The sequence below is a fragment of the Arthrobacter sp. 10T44 genome (assembly GCF_056393885.1).
This window is the reverse complement of record NZ_JBFTGT010000001.1, coordinates 917,466-939,021: the sequence shown is the minus strand read 5'-3', so window position 1 is coordinate 939,021 and position 21,556 is coordinate 917,466. Positions and strand designations below refer to the sequence as shown.

Annotated in this window: 18 protein-coding genes and 1 tRNA gene; 11 read left to right on the top strand and 8 right to left on the bottom strand. The window is 67.5% G+C overall.

The window, feature by feature from the left end; all coding sequences use genetic code 11:
• The first annotated feature begins 155 nt into the window (after positions 1-155).
• Positions 156-3,716, top strand: coding sequence for a bifunctional proline dehydrogenase/L-glutamate gamma-semialdehyde dehydrogenase (locus AC1DBL_RS04430; RefSeq protein WP_476925532.1), 3,561 nt, complete (start codon positions 156-158; stop codon positions 3,714-3,716).
• A 158-nt stretch (positions 3,717-3,874) separates the two neighbouring features.
• Here AC1DBL_RS04430 and AC1DBL_RS04425 read toward each other — a convergent pair whose 3' ends face one another.
• Positions 3,875-4,231 carry a hypothetical protein gene (locus AC1DBL_RS04425; RefSeq protein WP_441416560.1) on the bottom strand — a complete coding sequence of 119 codons (357 nt, stop codon included), beginning with the start codon at positions 4,229-4,231 and terminating at the stop codon, positions 3,875-3,877.
• Positions 4,232-4,449: 218 nt separating this feature from the next.
• The gene (locus AC1DBL_RS04420) at positions 4,450-5,304 is read right to left on the bottom strand and encodes a LysR substrate-binding domain-containing protein (protein WP_441416561.1); all 855 of its coding nucleotides are present in this window, start codon (positions 5,302-5,304) and stop codon (positions 4,450-4,452) included.
• 160 nt (positions 5,305-5,464) lie between these two features.
• Here AC1DBL_RS04420 and AC1DBL_RS04415 point away from each other — a divergent pair, with 160 nt between their 5' ends.
• Entirely contained in the window at positions 5,465-6,829 is a 1,365-nt protein-coding gene (locus AC1DBL_RS04415; RefSeq protein WP_476925531.1) for an MFS transporter, read from the top strand.
• 110 nt (positions 6,830-6,939) lie between these two features.
• Here AC1DBL_RS04415 and AC1DBL_RS04410 read toward each other — a convergent pair whose 3' ends face one another.
• From AC1DBL_RS04410 to AC1DBL_RS04400, 3 genes are all read right to left on the bottom strand, one after another.
• Complete coding sequence (locus AC1DBL_RS04410) at positions 6,940-8,100, bottom strand: N(5)-(carboxyethyl)ornithine synthase (RefSeq protein WP_441416563.1); 1,161 nt, start codon at positions 8,098-8,100, stop codon at positions 6,940-6,942.
• Complete coding sequence (locus AC1DBL_RS04405) at positions 8,097-8,246, bottom strand: hypothetical protein (RefSeq protein WP_441416564.1); 150 nt, start codon at positions 8,244-8,246, stop codon at positions 8,097-8,099. Before AC1DBL_RS04405 ends, AC1DBL_RS04410 begins: the two co-directional genes overlap by 4 nt.
• A gap of 105 nt (positions 8,247-8,351) precedes the next feature.
• Positions 8,352-8,425 (bottom strand) — tRNA-Gly (locus tag AC1DBL_RS04400).
• 486 nt (positions 8,426-8,911) lie between these two features.
• Between AC1DBL_RS04400 and AC1DBL_RS04395 the strand changes: the two genes are divergently transcribed.
• The 3 genes from AC1DBL_RS04395 (at position 8,912) to dcd (ending at position 11,778) form a co-directional block, all read left to right on the top strand.
• Complete coding sequence (locus AC1DBL_RS04395; protein WP_476909207.1) at positions 8,912-10,489, top strand: sugar transferase; 1,578 nt, start codon at positions 8,912-8,914, stop codon at positions 10,487-10,489.
• 203 nt (positions 10,490-10,692) lie between these two features.
• Complete coding sequence (locus tag AC1DBL_RS04390) at positions 10,693-11,136, top strand: SRPBCC family protein (RefSeq protein WP_441416566.1); 444 nt, start codon at positions 10,693-10,695, stop codon at positions 11,134-11,136.
• A gap of 66 nt (positions 11,137-11,202) precedes the next feature.
• Positions 11,203-11,778, top strand: a complete 576-nt coding sequence (gene dcd / locus AC1DBL_RS04385) for a dCTP deaminase (RefSeq protein ID WP_441416567.1) — start codon at positions 11,203-11,205, stop codon at positions 11,776-11,778.
• Between the two features lie 16 nt (positions 11,779-11,794).
• On the opposite strand, the gene AC1DBL_RS04380 is transcribed toward dcd, so the two are convergent.
• The 3 genes from AC1DBL_RS04380 to AC1DBL_RS04370 are packed head-to-tail and all read right to left on the bottom strand — an operon-like array spanning position 11,795 to position 14,919.
• On the bottom strand, positions 11,795-12,991 hold the full coding sequence (locus AC1DBL_RS04380; RefSeq protein ID WP_476909208.1) for a cation:proton antiporter: 1,197 nt from the start codon (positions 12,989-12,991) through the stop codon (positions 11,795-11,797).
• A 5-nt stretch (positions 12,992-12,996) separates the two neighbouring features.
• Positions 12,997-13,479: a cation:proton antiporter regulatory subunit gene (locus AC1DBL_RS04375; protein WP_175322308.1), complete on the bottom strand. Its 483-nt coding sequence runs from the start codon at positions 13,477-13,479 to the stop codon at positions 12,997-12,999.
• Between the two features lie 39 nt (positions 13,480-13,518).
• Positions 13,519-14,919 (bottom strand): MFS transporter, encoded by a 1,401-nt coding sequence (locus tag AC1DBL_RS04370; RefSeq protein WP_441416570.1) that lies wholly within the window; start codon positions 14,917-14,919, stop codon positions 13,519-13,521.
• A 232-nt stretch (positions 14,920-15,151) separates the two neighbouring features.
• On the opposite strand from AC1DBL_RS04370, the gene AC1DBL_RS04365 reads away from it, so the two are divergent.
• From AC1DBL_RS04365 to mnhG, 6 genes are read left to right on the top strand one after another with little or no spacing between them, the layout of a single operon-like run.
• Positions 15,152-18,169 carry a Na+/H+ antiporter subunit A gene (locus AC1DBL_RS04365; protein WP_476925530.1) on the top strand — a complete coding sequence of 1,006 codons (3,018 nt, stop codon included), beginning with the start codon at positions 15,152-15,154 and terminating at the stop codon, positions 18,167-18,169.
• Positions 18,166-18,732 carry a Na(+)/H(+) antiporter subunit C gene (locus AC1DBL_RS04360; RefSeq protein WP_476909211.1) on the top strand — a complete coding sequence of 189 codons (567 nt, stop codon included), beginning with the start codon at positions 18,166-18,168 and terminating at the stop codon, positions 18,730-18,732. Before AC1DBL_RS04365 ends, AC1DBL_RS04360 begins: the two co-directional genes overlap by 4 nt.
• Positions 18,729-20,342, top strand: a complete 1,614-nt coding sequence (locus AC1DBL_RS04355) for a Na+/H+ antiporter subunit D (RefSeq protein WP_476891887.1) — start codon at positions 18,729-18,731, stop codon at positions 20,340-20,342. The genes AC1DBL_RS04360 and AC1DBL_RS04355 overlap by 4 nt, the downstream gene beginning before the upstream one ends.
• Positions 20,339-20,884 (top strand): Na+/H+ antiporter subunit E, encoded by a 546-nt coding sequence (locus AC1DBL_RS04350; RefSeq protein ID WP_441416574.1) that lies wholly within the window; start codon positions 20,339-20,341, stop codon positions 20,882-20,884. The genes AC1DBL_RS04355 and AC1DBL_RS04350 overlap by 4 nt, the downstream gene beginning before the upstream one ends.
• On the top strand, positions 20,884-21,159 hold the full coding sequence (locus tag AC1DBL_RS04345) for an MrpF/PhaF family protein (protein WP_476925553.1): 276 nt from the start codon (positions 20,884-20,886) through the stop codon (positions 21,157-21,159). The genes AC1DBL_RS04350 and AC1DBL_RS04345 overlap by 1 nt, the downstream gene beginning before the upstream one ends.
• A complete protein-coding gene (mnhG, locus tag AC1DBL_RS04340) occupies positions 21,149-21,547 on the top strand; it encodes a monovalent cation/H(+) antiporter subunit G (protein WP_441416575.1) in 399 nt (132 codons plus the stop codon). The genes AC1DBL_RS04345 and mnhG overlap by 11 nt, the downstream gene beginning before the upstream one ends.
• The last annotated feature ends 9 nt before the right edge of the window (positions 21,548-21,556 follow it).

Sequence of the window (21,556 nt, the reverse complement as noted above, 5' to 3'; positions counted from 1 at the left end):
GGTTCGCCGTTGGTGTGCCCGAGGTGGGGGAGGGGCGCTGGAACGTGCGATTTTCCTAACCAGTATTGCTCGGAAAACATCGCTTTATCTTATGAAAATCCGGTCGCATACTGATTCAAGAACGGTCCACATATTGAGAAAGAACGAGTGCCACCATGACCAACACCTCAACGGAATCCGGCCTGAACGCCGGCGCGCACGCGGGCAAGGGAGCCACGCACGCCGCCGTTTCGGAAGGCTCGCCCGTGCTTGAGGCTGCAGCCCTCGCCGAGGAGGCCATCTCGCTGGTCCGCCGCTGGCTCACGGCGGCAGCCAAGGTCCCCGTCGACGCCTCCGCCGCGCAGCTCGCCGGTGTGTTGAAGGACCCGAACGGCCTGGACTTCACCGTCGGATTCGTCGACGGCGTCGTGCGCCCCGAGGATCTGCAGGTCGCCGCCCGCAACCTCGCCGCCCTCGCCCCCAAAGTCCCGGCGTTCCTGCCGTGGTACATGCGCAGCGCCGTCCGCCTCGGCGGAACGATGGCCCCGGCACTGCCCCGGGTGGTCATCCCGATCGCACGCCGGGTGCTCCGCGAAATGGTCGGCCACCTCATCGTCGACGCCACCGACGCCAAGCTGGGCCCGGCCATCGCGAAGATCCGCAAGGACGGCATCAAGCTGAACGTCAACCTCCTCGGCGAGGCCGTGCTTGGCGAACACGAGGCCTCCCGCCGGCTCGAAGGCACGCACACCCTGCTTGCCCGGCCCGATGTGGACTACGTCTCGATCAAGGTTTCCTCCACCGTGGCCCCGCACTCCGCCTGGGCCTTCGACGAGGCCGTGGAGCACGTGGTCGAAAAGCTCACCCCGCTCTTCACCCGCGCCGCATCCTTTGCCACCGACGGGCAGAAAGCCAAGTTCATCAACCTGGACATGGAGGAATACAAGGACCTGGACATGACCATCGCGGTCTTCACCCGGATCCTGGACAAGCCCGAGTTCAAGAACCTCGAGGCCGGCATCGTGCTCCAGGCGTACCTGCCGGACGCCCTCGCCGCCATGATCCGCCTCCAGGACTGGGCTGCCGCCCGGCGCGCCGACGGCGGTGCCGCCATCAAGGTCCGCGTGGTCAAGGGCGCCAACCTGCCGATGGAACAGGTCGAAGCCTCGCTGCACGACTGGCCGCTCGCCACCTGGAGCACCAAGCAGGACTCGGACACCAACTACAAGCGCGTCATCAACTACGCGCTGCACCCGGACCGGATCCGCAACATCCGGATCGGCGTCGCCGGCCACAACCTCTTCGATATCGCCTTCGCCTGGCTGCTGGCCAAGCAGCGCGGCATCGCGGATACCGCACAGCAGGGTATCGAGTTCGAGATGCTGCTCGGCATGGCCCAGGGCCAGGCCGAAGCGGTCAAGCAGGACGTCGGCTCGCTCCTGCTCTACACGCCGGTGGTCCACCCGGCCGAGTTCGACGTCGCGATCGCCTACCTGATCCGCCGCCTCGAAGAGGGCGCCAGCCAGGACAACTTCATGTCCGCGGTCTTCGAGCTCAGCGAAAACGAATCCCTCTTCGAGCGTGAGAAGCAGCGCTTCCTCGCCTCCCTCGCCAAGCTCGACGACGAGGTCCCGGCCCCCAACCGCCGGCAGAACCGCGCCCTTCCGGCCGCGCCGATGCCGCACGACTCGTTCGAGAACACCCCGGATACCGATCCGTCGCTGCCCGCGAACCGCGACTGGGGCCGTGCCATCCTGGGCCGCGTGGCGACGTCGACCCTGGGCAATGCCGCCGTCGAAGCAGCCACGATCAACGACGAGGCAACGCTCAACGCCGTCATCGATACCGCCCTTGAGAAGGGCAAGGCCTGGGGCGCCCTCTCCGGCGCCGAGCGGGCCGAGATCCTGCACCGCGCCGGTGACGTGCTCGAAGCCCGCCGCGCCGATCTCCTCGAGGTGATGGCCAGCGAAACCGGCAAGACGATCGACCAGGGCGACCCCGAGGTCAGCGAAGCCGTGGACTTCGCGCACTACTACGCCGAGTCGGCCCGCAAGCTCGACGACGTCGACGGCGCTACCTTCGTGCCGGCGAAGCTGACGGTGGTGACGCCGCCGTGGAACTTCCCGGTGGCCATCCCGGCCGGTTCCACCCTCGCGGCACTCGCCGCCGGGTCCGCCGTCGTCATCAAGCCGGCAAAGCAGGCCCGCCGCAGCGGCGCCGTGATGATCGAGGCCCTGTGGGAGGCCGGCGTACCGCGCGACGTGCTCACCATGGTGCAACTGGGCGAGCGTGAGCTGGGGCGGCAGCTGATCTCCCACCCCGCCGTGGACCGCGTCATCCTGACCGGCGGTTACGAGACGGCCGAACTGTTCCGCTCCTTCCGCAAGGACCTGCCGCTGCTGGCCGAAACCAGCGGCAAGAACGCCATCATCGTCACCCCGAGCGCCGACCTGGACCTGGCGGCGAAGGACGTTGCCTACTCCGCCTTCGGCCACGCCGGCCAGAAGTGCTCCGCGGCGTCCCTGGTGATCCTCGTGGGGTCCGTCGCGAAGTCCAAGCGCTTCCACAACCAGCTGATCGACGCCGTGACCTCGCTCAAGGTCGGCTACCCGGAGGACCCGGCCAGCCAGATGGGCCCGATTATCGAGCCCGCCAGCGGCAAGCTCCTCAATGCGCTGACCACCCTCGGCGAGGGTGAAGCCTGGGCCGTGGAGCCGAAGCAGCTGGACGACTCCGGCAAGCTCTGGAGCCCGGGTGTGCGCCACGGTGTCCGGCGCGGGTCCTACTTCCACCTCACCGAGTTCTTCGGCCCGGTGCTCGGCGTCATGACCGCCGAGACCCTGGAGGAGGCCATCGCGATCCAGAACCAGATCGAGTACGGCCTGACCTCCGGCCTGCACTCGCTCAACTCGGACGAACTGGCACTCTGGCTGGACACCGTCGAGGCCGGAAACCTCTACGTCAACCGCGGCATCACCGGCGCGATCGTGCAGCGCCAGCCGTTCGGCGGCTGGAAGAAGTCCGCAGTGGGTGCCGGCACCAAGGCCGGCGGCCCCAACTACCTCGCCGGACTCGGCGAATGGGTCAGCAAGCCCAGCACCGCAGCCGAGACCGGGGCGGTGGCCCCCGCTCCGCTGCACTCCGGCGTCCGCCGGATCGAGGACGCGGCCAAGGGTTTCCTGACCGCCGAGGAACTGGCCCCGCTGCAGCGCTCGCTGGCCTCCGATGCCGTGGCCTGGGCCGGGGAGTTCGGCACCGCCAAGGACGTCTCCGGGTTGAGCGCCGAACGCAACGTGTTCCGCTACCGCCCGCTGCCGGTCACGGTGCGCCTCTCCGAAGGGAAACCGCTTGGCGAACTCGTCCGGACCGTTGCCGCCGGCGTCCAGGCGGGATCAAAGCTCGCGGTGACCAGCGCCGTCGAGCTGCCGTCCCAGTTGCGCGCCGTATTCTCCGGCCTGGGCATCGCGATCACGGTGGAGAACGACGCCGACTGGCTGACCTCCGTGGCCCGGCTCGCCGGGGCCGCTAAGCCGTCCGTGACGCGGATCCGCCTGATCGGCGGGGACGCGAAGGCGCTGGCAGAGGCCACCGGCGGCCGTCCCGACCTGGCCGTCTACTCCCACCCGGTGACGGAGGCCGGGCGGGTGGAGCTGCTGCCGTTCCTGCACGAGCAGGCCGTCAGCATCACGGCGCACCGCTTCGGCACCGCCAACCACCTCTCGGACGGGCTGGTCTGACTCTCCGGGCCCGGCCTAGTTCTCCCGGGCTGTGGCGCCGCCGGGGCAGGTAGAGTTTCCCGGCAGACAGCATCGCCGCCGCAACCGCACCAGGGTGCGGGAGCGGCGGCGATGGCCGTTTAAGGGGGCGTGCGGTTCCAGCAGCCCGGGTGCAGTTCTCAGCCTAGGTACCAGCCTGGCGGCACCCAGGACGCCGGGACGGCGTGCGCTGAGAAGTCCTCGCATCCCGAGCAGAAGTAGGTGACCTCGCCCAGTCTGCTGACGGAGCCATCCCGGCGGTGCTTGGCGGGAACGAACGTCTCGAGGTACACAAACTCGTCGGTCCCGCACCGCTCGCAATAGGGGATCCCGACGAAGTCGTCGTCGCTCCGGGCGAGGGGGGCGTGCGGGTCGAGCCGGCCGAGGCCGGGGTGCGGCACGCTCTCGAGGCGTGCCGTTGCCGCCAGGGGCCGGGCGGCATTCAGCGGGCGGCTGGACCGCACTGTGGGGTGGGGGTGGTTTATGGCTGGCGTCATTGCTGGCCTATCCCGAGCGCTTTCCGCCGTTGCCGCTCGGAGCGACAGGGGAGAGCGTTCGTTTTTCGAATAGTAGTGGCGGGCCTCTGCTTGACCTTCAACAAGGTCAGGATAGGGCAAGTACCACCTGTGTTCAATGGGTGCGTACCGACCCGTCCGGCCGAGTAATTTGGGAGTAGGTACCGGGTCCCGGCTGAGTAGGTACCCGGGTAGGCGAGCTAGGTGGAGCGGTTGAGGGCCCGGCCAACAATGGTCTGGGTGAGCGCTTCAATGACCTCCGTGTTGGCCAGCGGGTTGCGAATCAGGGTGAAGTCGACGTCGCCGACGGGCGGCAGGTCGAAACGCCGGGTGATGATTTTCAGGTCCTCCGGAACCAGAGAGGACGGCATCACGGCGACGCCGATGCCTGCCCGGACGGCGGCGAGCACGCCGCTGATCTGCCGGGTGGTGCAGGTGATGCGCCAGGTCCGGCCGGTGGCTTCGAGGGCGTCGATGGCCAGCTTCCTGCTCAGGCTGGGCGCGGGGTAGGCGATCAGCGGCACCGGATTGCCCGGGTCCAGGACAGTTTGCTCCAGCCCCACCCAGGAGAAGGAGTCCTGCTGCACCACGGTGCCGTCCTTGGCCCCGGCCACCCACTTGACGAAGACGAGGTCCAGCTGGCCGGCATTGAGCCGTTTGTAGAGCTGGTCGCTTTGGCCCACCGTGAGTTCGAGGTTGATCTGTGGGTAGATCTGGCGGAACTCGCGCAGGATCCGGGGGAGCCCGGTGATCGCCAGGTCGTCCGCTGTGCCGAAGCGCAGCCGGCCGCGCATGGCCGATCCGGAGAAGTAGCGGGCGGCGGAATCGTGGGCGGCAAGGATGCTGCGCGCGAAGCCGGCCATGGCGTCGCCGTTGTCCGTCAGGCGCACATCGCGGGTATCGCGGGCTATCAGGGTGCGCCTGGCCGCGGCCTCCAGTTTCCTGACGTGCTGGCTGACGGTCGGCTGCGCCAGCCCGAGGCGTTCTGCCGCCCTCGTGAAGCTCAGCGTCTCGGCCACCGCCAGGAAGGAGCGGAGCTGGGCGGGTTCAAACATGCGGCCTCCCGGTCAGTGCGTCTCTTGCTCGGTCCACCATCGCCCCCAGTCCATTGCGTTTCGTGATGCTAGTTATGCGCGGAATAGCCTTCCATTATCGATTGCGGCTAGCTTAGCGTTAAGCCAACCCCCGTAGGCCCCGTTCCCCTGAGGATCTTCCGTGCCACCCCCTCCGCCTCTCCAGGCCGCCGATTCCCAGCATGACCACCCCGCGCAGCTCTCGCTGCCACCTGTCACCCAGCCGGTCGGCGTCGTCAGTGAGCGGCTGCCGTGGCGGCACACCTTCATTTCACTCAAGGTCCGCAACTTCCGGATTTTCGCGATCGGGCACTTCATCGCGGTGGTCGCCCTGTGGATGCAACGGATCGCCCAGGACTGGCTCGTGCTCCAGCTCTCCGGTTCCGTCACCGCCGTCGGCGTCACCGTGGCCCTGCAGTTCCTGCCCTCGCTTCTTCTGGGCCCCTGGGGCGGCATGATGGCCGACCGCTTCGCCAAGCGGAAAATCCTGGTGCTGTGCCAGTGCGCGGCCGCGGTCCTGGCGGCAACCCTCGCAAGCCTGGCCCTGACGCAGCGGATCGAGGTCTGGCACGTCTACACGATCGCGCTGGTCCTGGGTCTGGTCACGGTGCTGGACCAGCCGGCGCGGCAGGTCTTCGTCAACGAACTCGTGGGCCCGGCGTATCTGCGGAACGCCATCAGCGTGAACTCCACCATCTTCCAGCTCGGGGGATTGATCGGCCCGGCCGTTGCGGGGGTCCTGCTCAGCGCGGTGGGGGCCGGCTGGGCGTTCGCCGCCAATGCGGTGGCGTGCTGTTCCACGCTGACGATGCTCCTGGTCCTGCGCAGGGACGAGCTGCACCTCACGCTGCCGGCCGCCAAACGGAAGGGCATGCTCAAAGAGGGGCTGCGCTACGCCCTGGCCAAGCCCACGATCTACTGGCCCTGGCTGATGGCGGGCTTCGTCGCGGTGTTCGCGATGAGCCTGCCCGTGCTGCTGGCGGCCTTCGCCGACCACGTGTACCACGCCGGTGCGGGCGGCTACGGGCTGCTCAACTCTTTGGTGGCACTCGGGGCCCTGGCCGGGGCCATCACATCCGCCCGGCGCCGGCAGCTCCGGCTGCGCTCGGTCATGCTGGGGGCAGGAATGTACGGGCTGATGCTCTGCCTGGCCGCCGCGGCACCCTCGAAGGAGTGGTTCGGCGCGGCCATGGTGCTGGCCGGCTTCTGGTGCCTGATGTTCCTCACCGCGGCCAACCAGCTCGTCCAGGTCAGCGCCAACATGGGAATCCGCGGCCGGGTCATGAGCCTGTACATCATGGTGCTGATCGGCGGGCAGGCGATCGGCGGCCCGCTGATGGGATGGCTGGCAGAGCACCTGGATCCCCGCACGGCGATCCTGGTTTCCGGCGGCGTGCCCGCGCTGGCGGCCGCGGTGGTCGCCGTCGTGCTGGCCCGGCGTGGCGAGCTGACGCTCAAGGTGGACCTGAAGGACCGGCGGCGCCTGCTCCGGATCGTCCCGGCCTAAGCTTTCCGCGCCGGCTACGACTTTTCGCGCCGAAAACGGACAGCCGCTACGCGGATCGGCGTAGCGGCTGTCCGGAAACGGAGCAGAAAACCGGGTGCGGCGCGAAGCTGCTAGCCGGCCACGGGCAGGTGCGGGTACCCCGACTGCCGCTGCTGGAACTCCAGCACATCCGGGTTGAGCACCACGCCGTCGCGGATTTCAATCGCGCGGCGGATGGTTTCGTTGCTGTCCCAGGCTGCGGGCCCGGCGAGCACAGTCTCCAGGAACGGCAGCAGCGCCTCGCTGATCTCGGAACTGGCCGAGTTCCAGAGGTAGGACGGGCTGTGGTCCACCGCGTAGTAGTCGATGTGGTCGCCTACCGTAAACATGGGCTCGGTGAAGGTGGTGGTTTTCGCCCAACTGAAGCCCATGCCTTCGTCGCAGGACACGTCCACGATCAGGCTGCCCGGCCGGAAAGCGTCCAGGTCTTCGGTGCGCAGGTAGGTCAGCGGAGCGTTCGGGTCCTGCAGGGTGCAGTTGACCACGATGTCGCTCTCCGCGAGGAAGGGCGCCAGCGGCACCCGGCCCCGTTCGGTGATGACTTCGCTCAGGAACGGCGCCTCATTGTCGTGGTCGAACTGCGCGATCCGCACCGAGTGGATGGGTGAACCCACCGCGGCGACTCCGCGGTTGGTCAGCACCTGCACGTCGTGGACGCCGTGGGCGTTGAGGGCCGTCACGGCGCCGCGGGCGGTGGCGCCGAAACCGATTACGACGGCGCTCAGCCGGCGGCCGTAGTCCCCCGTGGTGCCGGTCAGGGCCAGGGCATGCAGCACCGAACAGTAGCCAGCCAACTCGTTGTTCTTATGGAAGACGTGCAGGCCGAAGCCGCCGTCGCTGGCCCAGTGGTTCATCGCCTCAAACGCGATGAGCGTGAGCTTCTTGTCGATCGCCAGCTGGGTGATCGCCGCATCCTGGACGCAGTGCGGCCAGCCCCAGAGGACCTGCCCGTCGCGCAATTCAGCGAGGTCCTCCGGCTGCGGCTTGGGCAGCAGTACGACGTCGGCCTCGGCCAACAGCTGCGCCCGCGGCACGATGCCGCCCACGAGACCGGCCAAGTGGGCGTCCGAAACGCCAAAGCGCTCGCCGTAGCCTTCTTCCAGGATCAGTTGCTGCCTGAGCTCCGGGGCAATGCGTTCAAAGTGCCGGGGATGGATGGGAAGGCGGCGTTCGTCCGGCTTGCGTGTGGTGGCCAGGACACCGAGGGTGAGGTGGTTCGGGGAACCGGTCACTTCTTTTTGGGGCTCGCCGTCTTGGCGGCGGTCACTTTGTCGAGGGAGCTGGGCGGCGCCGCGGCGGCCCTCTTGTCAGCGCGCTTTTCCTTGATGGACTTGCCGGACTTCTTGGATGCTGCTTGACGGGGGGACTTGTCAGCCATGATTGCTCCTGTAGCGGAACCGAAGAGGTTCCTGACTCCTGACGATACAGGTAGCTACCTAACCGACTCCGGTGCAGTCGTGCGGGCGCGGAGCGGTGGACGAACTGGAGCGGCTGACGGGAATCGAACCCGCGTATCAAGCTTGGGAAGCTAGCGCTCTACCATTGAGCTACAGCCGCAGTGGGACTGGCCAATAATCCCGGCGAAAACAACGAGATTTACACTACCGCAGTCTGAAGCCCACTTGGAACAGCCACACCGGGGCCATTCTGCGAGGAGCCCAGGGCCTCTACCCATGGAAGACCGGATCTCCGGCCTCCCCTTCGCGTCCGGCGGACACCTCGCTTTGCCAATTCAGGACGGACTCGAATTTCAACGGGTAGACCCATCTCAGATGCGCGTATACCTGCCTCCACTGTCGCGTGGTCAGAAGGCAAAAAGAGGTAGCCCACACTCGTGTGCCCCCCAAGACCATCCACTTGACTAGGGGAGATCGCAGCCAACCCCTAGTCGCTAGAAGGTCTCATCATGGTTCGTGGAGCGCTTATCCCTGTTCCTGTTGTCCGACTATTGGATATAGGCAAATGGCGGGGCTCTGGCTTTGACAATGTCCAGCCCCCCGCTCAAAGGGCTGAAGAGGCTTCCGGCTCCGCGCGGCGGCGGTCATGAGCGAACTCAAACACCGCCGGCCTTTGCACGCAGCGGCCCGGTTGGCCGCCCCAGCGAGCATCCCGCAGCGCAAGTTGGCTTCGGCGAGGCCGCAGCACTCGGTGTGGGACGACGAATCCCGGATTGACATGGCGGCCTCCAGGAGGGCGGTCTCACTTCGGTGGAGGAACTTCGCCAACCGCCTTCGAATCACCGACGGGGCAGCCATTGCCGTCGCGGTGGCGTCGGCTTACGTGTTCAGGTTCGGCTCCGAGGCAACAACCTCGGCCGGGGCGGAATTTGAAGCGAAATATCTGGTGGTCTCCACACTGCTCCTTGTTGCCTGGATCGCTTCCCTCGAGATTTACCACACCCGCGATTGCCGGACGTTTGGCGTCGGCGGAGCCGAATACAAGAGAGTTGCACAGGCCACGCTCAAGCTGTTCGGCGCCCTGGCCATTGCGATGGTTTTCTTCCGCTTTGAAGTGGTTCGCGGCTACTTCGCTGTGGCGTTGCCCCTGGGGCTCCTGCTGCTTACCGGCAACCGCTGGCTCTGGCGCCGGTGGTTGAACCGCAAGAGGGCGGAAGGCAAGTACCTGTCGCGGGTGATAGTGATCGGAGACCGGAGCGACGTCGAGTACGTCATCAACCAGATCGAAAAGAACCCTACCGCCGGCTACGAAATTTCCGGCGTGGGGTTGCCGACCCTGGAGAAGTCCACCGAGCTCCGGTCGCCTTGGTACCGGATCCCGGTGGTGTCCACCCTGGCGGACGTGTCGAGGATGGTAGAAGTCGCGGGCGCGGACGCGGTCATCGTCGCGGGACGGGTACCCGGTGGCAGCAAGTACATCCGGGAGCTGGGATGGAAGCTGGAGGCGACGGCGACGGAACTCGTCCTGGCTTCCACCCTCACCAACGTTGCCGGTCCGCGAATCCACTGGCGTCCGGTTGATGGATTGCCGCTCGTGCACGTCGAGCTTCCCCAATATGCGGGCGGCAAGCACGTTCTCAAGCGCGTCATCGACATCGCCGTCGCGTCGCTGGCATTGCTGGTGCTGTCGCCGCTCATGCTGGTTCTCGCCATCATCGTCAAGCGGGACAGCGCCGGCCCCATCTTCTTCCGCCAGTTGAGGGCAGGCAGAAACGGCGAGCCTTTCTACATGCTGAAGTTCCGATCGATGGTCCAAACCGCCGAAAAGGACCTGGAGTCCGTGCGGGAACTCAACGAAGGATCCGGACTGCTGTTCAAAATCCGGAACGATCCGCGGGTCACCAGGTGCGGACGCTGGATGCGCAAGTACTCCTTGGATGAGCTCCCGCAGTTCTGGAACGTACTGACCGGTGAGATGAGCTTGGTCGGCCCTCGGCCGCCGCTGCCATCGGAAGTTGAACGGTATGAGAAGTTCACCAACCGCCGGCTGCTCATCAAGCCTGGAATCACCGGACTGTGGCAGGTTAATGGCCGTTCCACTCTTCCGTGGGAGGAGAGCGTCCGGTTGGATCTGTACTACGTGGAGAACTGGTCCCTCACCGGCGACCTCATCATCATGTGGAGGACTTTCAGGGCCATGCGCAGCCCCGTCGGCGCGTACTGAGGGGCGATGACTTTTCGCATCGGCTACGCAGCCGGGACCGGCCCCACCGTGATGCCCGGACACCAACTCCGTCGGTAACTCTTCGGTAAAGGCCTGCCGCGCAGGGGTGGTGTGCCGGGCCCTGCTGGGTACCCTGAAGGGGTTAGCTGCAGTCTCCGGGGAACGGGCTACGTCCATTAGCCGTCCGCCGAACGAGGATTTCCGTGGCCTTTGCCGAGTACGAAGTCGTGATCCAACGCGACGCGATGAGCGTTTACAACTTCCTGCTGGATCCCCGGAACCTGGCGTCCTGGCGGGACGGGATCAGCGGTGTTGAACTCATTTCCGGCGCAGCGGGATCGATGGGGGCGGTCTACCGCCCGGTCTTTGCCGGCACGGGGCGGCCGGCGGTTGCCGACTTCGAACTCACCGCGACCCGGCCCGGAGCCGAGATCCAGTTCCAGGTCATTGCCGGACCGGCGCGTCCGCACGGCGGCTACTACCTGAGCACAGAGGGCGGCAGCACCCGCGTCCGCTTCGCCCTCCGGTACCGGCCGCCCGGCGCCGGGGTACTGATGTATCCAAGGGTGCGCCGGGCCATGAAGGCGCAGGTCGCGCAGCTCGAGCGGCTCAAGGCCGTGCTGGAGCACCAGCGGGCCGCCGCATAGGGCCTCACGGGAGTAACACTTGCCCCACGCGGACCAGCCGGCAATTACTGGGGTATTTTTGATCCTGTGCTGATCTCTGACCGCGACATTCGTACCGAAATCGACTCCCAGCGGATTGTGCTGGAGCCGTTCGACCCTGACATGGTTCAACCGTCGTCGGTGGACGTGCGGATTGACCGCTTTTTCCGGCTTTTCGATAACCACAAGTACGCGCATATTGACCCTGCCGAGGACCAGCCCGAGCTGACCCGCCTGGTGGAGGTTGACGCGGGCGAGCCGTTCATCCTGCACCCGGGCGAGTTCGTGCTGGGCTCCACCTACGAGACCGTCACGCTGCCGGACGATATTGCGGCGCGGCTCGAGGGTAAGTCCTCGCTGGGCCGCCTTGGCCTGCTGACGCATTCGACGGCGGGGTTCATCGACCCCGGATTTTCCGGACACGTCACACTGGAGCTCTCCAACATGGCCACCCTGCCGATCAAGCTCTGGCCGGGCATGAAAATCGGGCAGCTCTGCTTCTTCCGGCTGTCCTCGGCCGCCGAACACCCGTATGGTTCCGGCGAGTATGGCAACCGCTATCAGGGCCAGCGCGGCCCGACGGCAAGCCGCAGCCACCTGAACTTCCACCGCACCGAGATCTAGGCGGGCCGGAAGGGTCCTAGCCTGCGGGCCGGACCGGGAGGGCAGTGCGCCTGGCCGGGCGGCGCAGCGTCCGCACGATCGGCTCCACGAAGCGGGCAGCCAGCGGACCCATCACGGCCATGATCAACACATAGGCGGTGGCCAGGGCAGCGAGCTCCCTGGGCACCACGCCGGAAGCCACCGCGAGCCCGGCGATCACGATGGAGAATTCTCCGCGGGCGATCAGGGCCGCCCCGGCACGGAAGCGGCCCGGCAGGGCGATGCCGGCCCGCTTGGCTGCCCAGATTCCGGTGATCATCTTGGTGGCCGCCGTCAGGACGGCCAGGACCAGGGCCCAGCCAAGCACGGGCGGGATGGACGTCGGGTCCGTGTTGAGGCCAAAGACCACGAAGAAGATCGCGGCGAAAAGGTCGCGCAGGGGTTCAAGGATCCGTGTGGCGCTGTGCGCGGTGGCTCCGGAGATCGCGATCCCGAGCATGAAGGCGCCGACGGCGGCGGAGACCTGCATGGCGGCGGCCAGTCCCGCGACCAACAGCGCGGCCCCTAGCAGGTTGAGCAGGAACACCTCGGAGTTTTCGCTGTGGACGGCCTTGGACACGTGGTGGCCGTGCCGCAAGGCGACCACCAGCACCAGGGTGACGACGGCGAGGGAGATCCCCACCGTCTGCAGCCCCACCAGGAAACTGACTCCGGCGAGCGTGGCCGTCAGGATTGGCAGGTAGACGGCCATGGCCAGGTCCTCGAAGACCAGGATGGACAGGATCACGGGTGTCTCGCGGTTACCGATCCGGCCGAGGTCCGTGATGACTTTCGCGGCGATCCCGGACGAGGAAATGTAAGTGACACCGCCCATCACCATCGCCCCCACCAGCCCCCAGCCCAGGAGCAGTGCCAGGCCCGCCCCCGGCAGGAAGTTCAGCACCAGGTCCAGGACGCCGGCCTGCCAGGACCGCCGCAGGCCTGTCACCAGCTCGGCCGCCGTATATTCCAACCCGAGCATAAGCAGAAGGAGGATGACGCCGATTTCACTGGAGAGATGGGCAAACTCGTGCATCCCTTCCAGCTTGACCAGACCGCCGGCCCCGAAGAACAGGCCGCCGACGAGGTAAAGCGGAATGGGGGACATGCCGATCCGCCCGGCCAGTCTGGCCAGCAGGCCAAGACAGAACACGACGGCCCCCAGTTCGATGAGGGTCAGGGCGAGCGGATCCATGCCGCTTATCCGTTGCGCAGGATGCTGGCTGCCGTGTCCAGGCCTTCTTGCGTGCCGACGGCGACGAGGAGGTCGCCGGGGTGCAGGACGACGTCGGGGCCCGGCGAGGGGAGGACTTCGCCCTCGCGCATGATGGCCACGATCGAGGCGCCGCTGCGGGTCCGGATGCAGGCTTTGCCCATGGGCTGGTTCTGGAAGGGGGAATCCGCGGCGATGGAGAACTGCCGGGTGACGATCCCGGGGACCTCCCGGTGCGCTTCGGACAGCTGCATGGCAAGGCGCTGTCCGCCCAGAAGGTTGCCGAGGGCGGCGGCCTCGTCGGCGGTCAGCGGGATGGAGGCCTGGCAGGTGTCCGGGTCGTCCCAGGTCGAGACGATCAGCTCGGTCTGGCCTTCGCGGTACTCGACGACGCCGATCCGGCGTCCCGAGGCGGTCATGAAGTCCTTGCGCCGGCCCAGGCCGGGAAGGTCTGTCTCATCCACGTTCATGCCTCCAGCCTAGTGTCCCGGCGGAGTTTTGGGGCGGGTTCAGGCCCCCGGCACGACGGCGATTTCGGTTCTGCCCGGCGGCTTGACGGGCAGCATCACCAGCAGCCCGGCCAGCAGGACGACCATGATGCCGAGGATGCCCCAGCGCTGCGCTTCGCCGGGCGCAACCAGGGGCGTCGCGACCGCGATGCACAGGGTGAAGAGCGCCGGCGCCAGGAAGCTGACGGCCCGGCCGGTGGTGGCGTAGAGGCCGAAGAGCTCGCCCGATTCACCGTGCGGCGCGAGCCGGGCCAGGTAGGCGCGGGACGAGGACTGGGCCGGACCCACGAAGAGGCACAGGAACAGGCCGAACACCCAGAACGTCGTGCTTCCGGCCCAGTCCATGCCGAAGAAGGAATAGTTCCCGTTCCCCAGCGCCAGGAGCACGCTGCCCGCGATCAGCAGGCCGATCAGCGAACCGATGATGACCGCCTTGGGCCCTACCCGGTCGTCCAGCAAACCGCCCAGCAGCGCGCCAACCGCGGCCACAACGTTGCCGAAGATGGCGAAGAAGATGACCTGCTTGAGTTCGAAGCCGAAGGTGCCGGCGGCGATGATCCCGCCAAAGGTGAACACCGCGGCCAGCCCGTCGCGGAAGATGGCGCTGGCCAGCAGGAAGTAAATGGTGTGCGGGCTTGTCCGGTAGATGGCGCGGATGCGGCGCACGAGCAGGCTGTAGGAGGCGAAGAACCCCAGACCGGACTGCCGGGCCTTGGGCACTTCCGGGACTGCGAGCATCACCGGAATCGCGAAGACCAGGAACCAGAGCGCGGAGAACACCGCCACGAGACGGATGTTCAGGCTCTCCTCGGTGGATGCCCCGAACCACTCGAAGCTGGGCTGGACGAAGAGCTGGAGCACGATCAGCAACGCGACAATGCCGCCGAGGTAGCCAGAGGCCCAGCCGAAGCCGCTGATCTTGCCGATGTTCGCGGGCGTGGAGATCTGGGCGAGCATGGCGTTGTAATTGACGCCGGCGAATTCGAAGAACACGTTGCCAAGCGCGATCAGGGTCACCCCGAGGAGCAGGAATTCGGGACGCGGGAAGACAAAGAAGCAGAGCCCCGTCAGCAGCGCGACGGCGGCCGTGTTGACCCCCAGCCACAGCTTGCGGCGGCCTCCGCTGTCCGAACGCTGGCCGGTGACCGGGGCCAGCAGGGCGATGGCCGCCCCGGCGATGGCCAGGGCGGAGCCGAGGACCGCCGAGGCTTCGTCTTCGCCGCCGAAGGCCTTGGAGGTCAGGTAGACGGTGAAGACGAAGGTGGTCATGACCGCATTGAAGGCCGCGGAGCCCCAGTCCCAGGCGGCCCAGGCCACGACCCGGCCCTTGCCGGTGGCATGGCTGCCGGACTCGAGTTCCGAGGCCGGACGCATGGCCTCGGGGGCGGTGGCGGAGTTCATAGCCTGAATGTTAGCCGTCCGCGGCGGACCGCCGGCGGAGAAACGGCTAGGCAACGCCGGGTCTTCGTTGCCGGGCCGGTGGAACCGCGGCTCCAATGGTCGCCGTCCTCCGCGCACGTCACCGTAAAAACAATTTGTGCACGCTTGGTAAACTAGCCGCACCGAACCTAACCAATTGCCCCGCCTGCTCCAACTTTTTGACAATCGAATTCCTGACGTTGCGGAGATACCAGTGATCACAGTCCTTGCCGTGCACTTCGCGGTGGCTGCTGTGGCGCCGTTCCTCTTCCGCAGGCTGGGCAGGAACGCGTTCTTCGCGCTGGCCGCGGTGCCCGCAGGCTCGTTCGTCTGGCTGCTCCTCCAGCACGGCGCGGTGTATTCATACGCCGGGTCCACCGCGGTGACCCTCCCGTGGATTCCGGACCTCCGGCTGGAGCTGGCGTTCCGGATGGATGCCCTGGCCTGGGTCATGTCCCTGCTGGTCCTGGGTGTCGGTGCGCTGGTCCTGGTCTACTGTGCCCGGTACTTCAAGGACAAGGACAGCCACCTCGGCGGCTTCGGAGCCCAACTGCTGGCGTTTGCCGGGGCCATGTTCGGCCTGGTCACCGCCGACGACCTGCTCCTGATGTTTATTTTCTGGGAACTCACCACGGTCCTGTCCTACCTGCTGATCGGCTACGCCCGCACGAGGTTGTCGGCCCGTCGCTCGGCGCTGCAGGCGTTGGTGGTGACCACTGCAGGCGGCCTGGCCATGCTGGTGGGCCTGATCATGCTGGGCTCAACCGCGGGTACCTACCGGATCTCGACCATCCTGCAGATGGCGCCCGAGCTGGTGACGGGACCGGCCGCGGCCGCCGTGGCGGCCGCCGTCGTGCTGGTCCTGGTGGGCGCGATCACCAAGTCCGCGCTGGTCCCGTTCCACTTCTGGCTCCCCGGGGCGATGGCCGCGCCGACGCCGGTGAGCGCGTACCTGCACGCCGCCGCCATGGTGAAGGCGGGCATCTACCTCGTGGCGCGGCTTGCCCCCGGGTTCGCCGAGACGGCGTACTGGCTCCCGCTGGTGCTGGGCCTCGGCCTGGCCACCATGCTGGTGGGCGGTTACCGGGCCCTGCGCCAGACGGACATCAAGCTCATCCTCGCCTACGGCACGGTCAGCCAGCTCGGCTTCCTGACCATGGTGGTGGGGCTCGGCAAGCCCGATGCGGCGCTCGCCGGCCTCGCTCTGCTGCTGGCCCACGGCCTCTTCAAGGCCACGCTGTTCCTCGTGGTCGGCATCATCGACCACCAGGCGGGGACCCGCGACATCCGCAAGCTCTCCGGGGTTTACCGGTCCTCCCGCGCCCTGGCCGTGGTGGCTGCGATCGGTGCCGCGTCGATGGCCGGAGTGCCGCCGCTGGCAGGTTTCGTGGCAAAAGAATCCGTCTTCGAGGCCTTCGTGCATCACGCCGGGACCGGGCCGTGGGGTTTGGTTATCCTGGTCGGCCTGGTGCTGGGCTCCATCCTGACCTTCGCCTACAGCGCACGTTTCATGTGGGGCGCCTTCGCGGTCAAATCCGGCGTGCCGGCCACCCGTTTCAAGGCCGTCAAGCCGGCATTCCTTGCCGCCCCCGCCGTGCTGAGCCTGCTGACCCTCCTCTACGGCGTGTGGCCGGCGCCGGTGGACGCCTGGATCCAGCCGTACGCGGCGCTTTTCGCCGGCCACGCCGAAGCCGGTGGTGTGGATCCCGACGCCGCCGGGCACCTCGCGCTGTGGCACGGGTTCACCCCGGCGCTGGGCCTGACCGCGATCACGTTCGCCCTTGGACTGGCGATGTTCTACGGACGCAACGCCGTTTCCCGCGCGCAGGCGCTGGTGCCCGGCTGGATCGACGGCGACCGCAGCTACCAGCGCACCATCGGCGCCCTCGACGACGTCGCCGTCTGGGTCACCGGCCGCACCCAGCGAGGCTCACTCTTCTTCTACCTGGCCGTCATCCTGACGGTGGCCTTCGTCCTGCCGCTCACGGCGATGCTGCTGGCCAACAAGCCGCTGCCCGGCGGCCTGTACTTCATCGACCCCGGTTCGCCGCTGCAGCTCGTCGCGGGCGCCGGCATCGTGATCGGCGCACTCGCCGCGGTCCGGGCCAACAAGCGCTTCCTGGCCGTGCTGATGGTGTCGGTCACCGGCTACGGCATCGCCTTGATGTTCGCGCTCCAGGGCGCCCCGGACCTGGCCCTGACCCAGATGCTGGTGGAAACCATCATCCTGGTGGCCTTCGTCCTCGCCATGCGGAGCCTGCCGGCGGAGCTGCGGGACCGCACCGGCGGTAAGTACCGGGTGACCCGGGTGATCATCGGCGCGGCGTTCGGCCTCACCATGGTCTTCGTAGCGATCTATGCCCTCAGCTCCCGGGTCGCCACTCCGGTTTCGCTGGAGTTCCCGCGCCTGGCCTACGAGGGCGGCGGGGGACTGAACGTCGTCAACGTCACCCTCGTGGACATCCGGGCCTGGGACACCTTTGGCGAGATCTCCGTGCTGGCGCTCGCCGCCACCGGCGTCGCCAGCCTGATCTTCGTCCGCGGCCGCGGCGACCGCATCGGGCCCTCGTCGTCCGTGGCGGAAGGAACCGTCGGCCGCCGGACGCATCAGCCCGCCCATACCAGGGACAACGCGGCGCTGGCCTTGAGCCGGCGGTTTGCCGCGTCGACTCGCGACGCGTGGCTAGTGGCGGGACGGACCATGGCCCCGGAGCGGCGGTCGATCATTTTTGAAGTCGTCACCCGGCTGATCTTCCATTCGATGATCGTCTTCTCCATCTACCTGCTGCTCGCCGGACACAACCTTCCCGGCGGCGGTTTCGCCGGCGGGCTCACGGCCGGGCTCGCCCTCACCATCCGCTACCTCGCCGGGGGCCGCTTTGAGCTGCGCGAGGCCACCCCGGTCAGCGCCGGCGCCCTGCTGGGGATCGGGCTCGCGACGGCCGCGGCGTCCGGCGTCGCGCCGCTGCTGCTTGGCGGCCAGGTCTTCCAAAGTGCCGTGATCGAACTCTGGCTGCCGGTCTTCGGCGACATCAAGTTCGTCACCTCCACCATCTTCGACATCGGCGTCTACATCGTCGTTGTCGGCCTGGCGCTGGACGTGCTCCGCAGCCTCGGCGCGGAAATCGACGAACATTTCGAGGAACAGCCCGCGGCAGAACCCGCGGAGCCGTCCGACGACCGGGAAGCCGACGGCGTCCCGGCCGAAACCACCGCCAAGGGGAGCGCATGAGCGTCAATCTGACCCTGCTGACGGTCATGGGAGCCCTCTACGCCTGCGGCATCTATTTGATCCTGGAACGCAGCCTCACCCGGGTCCTGCTGGGCCTGATGCTGCTGGCCAACGCCACCAACCTGCTGATCCTGGCCACTGGCGGCTATGCGGGCCTCGCACCGCTGTTCAACAAAGACACGGCCGCCGGCGACTACAGCGACCCGCTCCCGCAGGCGCTGATCCTGACCTCGATCGTGATCTCCTTCGCCGTCACGGCCTTCATGCTGGGCATCATCTACCGCACCTGGGTGCTGGCCCGGCAGGACGAAATCCAGGACGACGCCGAGGACCGCCGGGTGGCCGAGACCCCCAGCTTCGACGCCGAGGACGACGCCGTCATCCCGGCGGAGACCTCGGAGTTCCCTCTCGTGGCGGCCGATCCGACGGACGCTGCGGGGGGACCCGACCCGACGGAGACCGTGCAGGCGGGCGCCCGCCGGATGCCGGCCATGGACGCCGCCGCCGAGGAACAACCCGGATCCCGCAACATCACGCCCGGCCCGGAAGGAGGGACCAAGTGAACATCGCAAGCTTTGCCCCGCTCGCCGTCGTCCTCCCCATCCTGGGGGCCGCCCTGACCTTCCTGCTGATCCGGCAACCACGGGCGCAACGGACCGTTAGCATCGCCCTCCTCTCGCTGACGCTACTGCTCGAATGCCTGCTGCTGGCCTCCGTCTGGCAGGGCGGCACGGCGGCGGTCAACATCGGCGGCTGGCTGCCGCCCTGGGGCATCGTGATGGTGGTGGACCAGTTCTCCTCGCTCATGCTGGTGGTGTCCTCGACCGTCAGCCTTGCCGTGCTGGTCTACGCCACCGGGCAGGGCATGGCCGACGGCGACCGCGACGCGCCCGTCTCGATCTTCCACCCCACCTACCTGATCCTGGTGGCGGGCGTGTCCAACGCGTTCCTCTCCGGTGATCTCTTCAACCTCTACGTGGGCTTCGAGATCCTGCTGACCGCCAGCTACGTGCTGATGACCCTGGGCGGGACGGGTCCGCGGATCCGCGCGGGTGTGACGTACGTGGTGGTCTCGGTGGTCTCCTCGGTGCTGTTCCTGATCGCGATCGCCATGATCTACGGCGCCACCGGAACCATCAACATGGCGGACCTTGCCATCAAGCTGATGGATCTGGACCAGGGCACCCGGAACCTGCTGCACGTGCTGCTGCTCGTGGCGTTCGGCATCAAGGCCGCCGTGTTCCCGCTGAGTTTCTGGCTCCCGGACTCGTATCCGACGGCCCCCGCCCCGGTCACCGCCGTGTTTGCTGGCCTGCTCACCAAGGTGGGGGTCTACGCCATGGTCCGGACCGAGACCCTGCTCTTCCCGGGGGACACGTTCAACACCCCGCTGATGGTCGCTGCCCTGCTGACCATGGTGGTGGGGATCCTGGGCGCCCTGGCGCAGAGCGACATCAAGCGACTGCTCTCCTTCACCCTGGTCAGCCACATCGGTTACATGGTGTTCGGCCTGGCGATGTCGTCCGTGGCGGGGCTGGGGGCCGCGGTGTTCTACGTGGCGCACCACATCACCATCCAGACCAGCCTGTTCCTCGTGACCGGCCTGATCGAGCGCCGCGCCGGGAGTTCCTCGGTGGACCGGATCGCCGGGCTGGCCAAGCTCTCGCCGCTGCTGGCGGTGCTGTTCTTCGTGCCGGCCATGAACCTGGCCGGGATCCCGCCGTTCTCCGGGTTCCTCGGCAAACTGGGCCTCCTGCAGGCCGGCGTCGCCCTCGGCACCCCGCTGGCCTACGCACTCGTGGCCGGCGGCGTGCTGACCAGCCTGCTGACCCTGCTGGCCATCGCACGCGTCTGGAACCGCGCCTTCTGGCGCAAGCCCGAGGACGCCGAACATCCCGATCCCGTGCTGCTCGCCGCCCCCGCCGACGCGGCCACCGGCCACCGCGCGGGCCAGCAGAACGTGACCCTGCTGCCGCGGACCATGGTGGGCTCCACTCTGGGCCTGGTGCTGTTCGGGGTGGCGCTGACGGTGTTTGCCGGGCCGCTCTTCCGGGTGGCGGACCAGTCCGCCGGGGAGATGCTGAACCGGTCCGCCTATATCCAGGCCGTGCTTGGGGACGAGGCGCCGGTTCCGGTAATCGCCCAGCCGATGCGGCAGGAGGGCGGCAAATGACACGGAAGAGGGTCTCGCTGCGCCAGGAGCTGCCGCTGCTGGTCTGGCTCGTTATTGTCTGGGGCGCCCTGTGGCAGGACTTCAGCGCCGGAAACCTGCTCTTCGGCGCCCTGATCGCGGTGGTGGTGGCCCGGCTGTTCTACCTGCCGCCGGTGGAACTGGGGGGCCGCTTCAACGTGCTGCGCGCCGTGCCGTTCGCGCTGGTCTTCCTGGCCAAGGTCGTGGCGGCCAGCTTCCAGGTCCTGTACCTGGCCGTGGTCCGTGGTCCGCGGGTGATCAGCGCCGTCATAGCCGTCCCGCTCCGCAGCCATTCAGACCTGCTGGTGACCGCCACGGGACACGTCATCTCCCTGATCCCGGGGTCCGTGGTGGTGGAGGTGGACAGGTCCACGTCCACGCTCTACATCCACGGCATCAATGTCCGAGACGCCGAGGACGCGGCCAAGCTCCGCAAGGAGGTCCGCGACACCGAGGCCGGGCTGATCCGGATCATGGGCACCAGGGCCGAACTGTCCGCACTGAAGCAGGAGGCCGGGGCGTGATGCCGCTGGTTTTGACCATTACCGCGGTCGTGCTGTCGCTCGCCGCGGCCGGCGCGATCATCCGCATCGCGCGGGGGCCCTCGCTGCTGGACCGGGTGCTGGCCGCCGACGTGCTGCTGGCCATCCTAGGCGCGGCGCTGTGCATCGACATGGCCGTGAACCGGCACCTGAACAACCTGATGCTGCTGGTGTCCATCTCGATCATCGGCTTTGTCGGTTCGGTGACGGTGGCCCGATTCGTGGCCGACCGGAGGAAGCAGCCCAATGAGTCCTGACACGATTTCCGCCGACGCCGTAATCGACACCGTCTCGGCTGTGTTCATGGTGGTCGGGGCGCTGATGTCCCTCGGCGCGGCCATCGGCCTGCTGCGGTTCCCCGACCTCATGAGCCGGATGCACGCCGCGACCAAGCCGCAGGTGCTGGGGCTTTTCCTGCTGCTCTGCGCCGTGGGGCTGCAGCTGCGCACCTGGTGGGTGTGGCCGGTGCTGGTGGTCGCGTGGATCTTCCAGCTGCTCACAGTGCCGGTCTCCGCCCACATGGTTGGCCGCGCCGGCTACCGCACCAAGCACCTGCACCCCGAGCTGCTGAGCGCCGACGAGCTGGAAGCCGTGGTGCAGCAGGCGGCCGGCAAGCGCGGATTCACGGACGACGACGACGAGTAACGCCGCCGG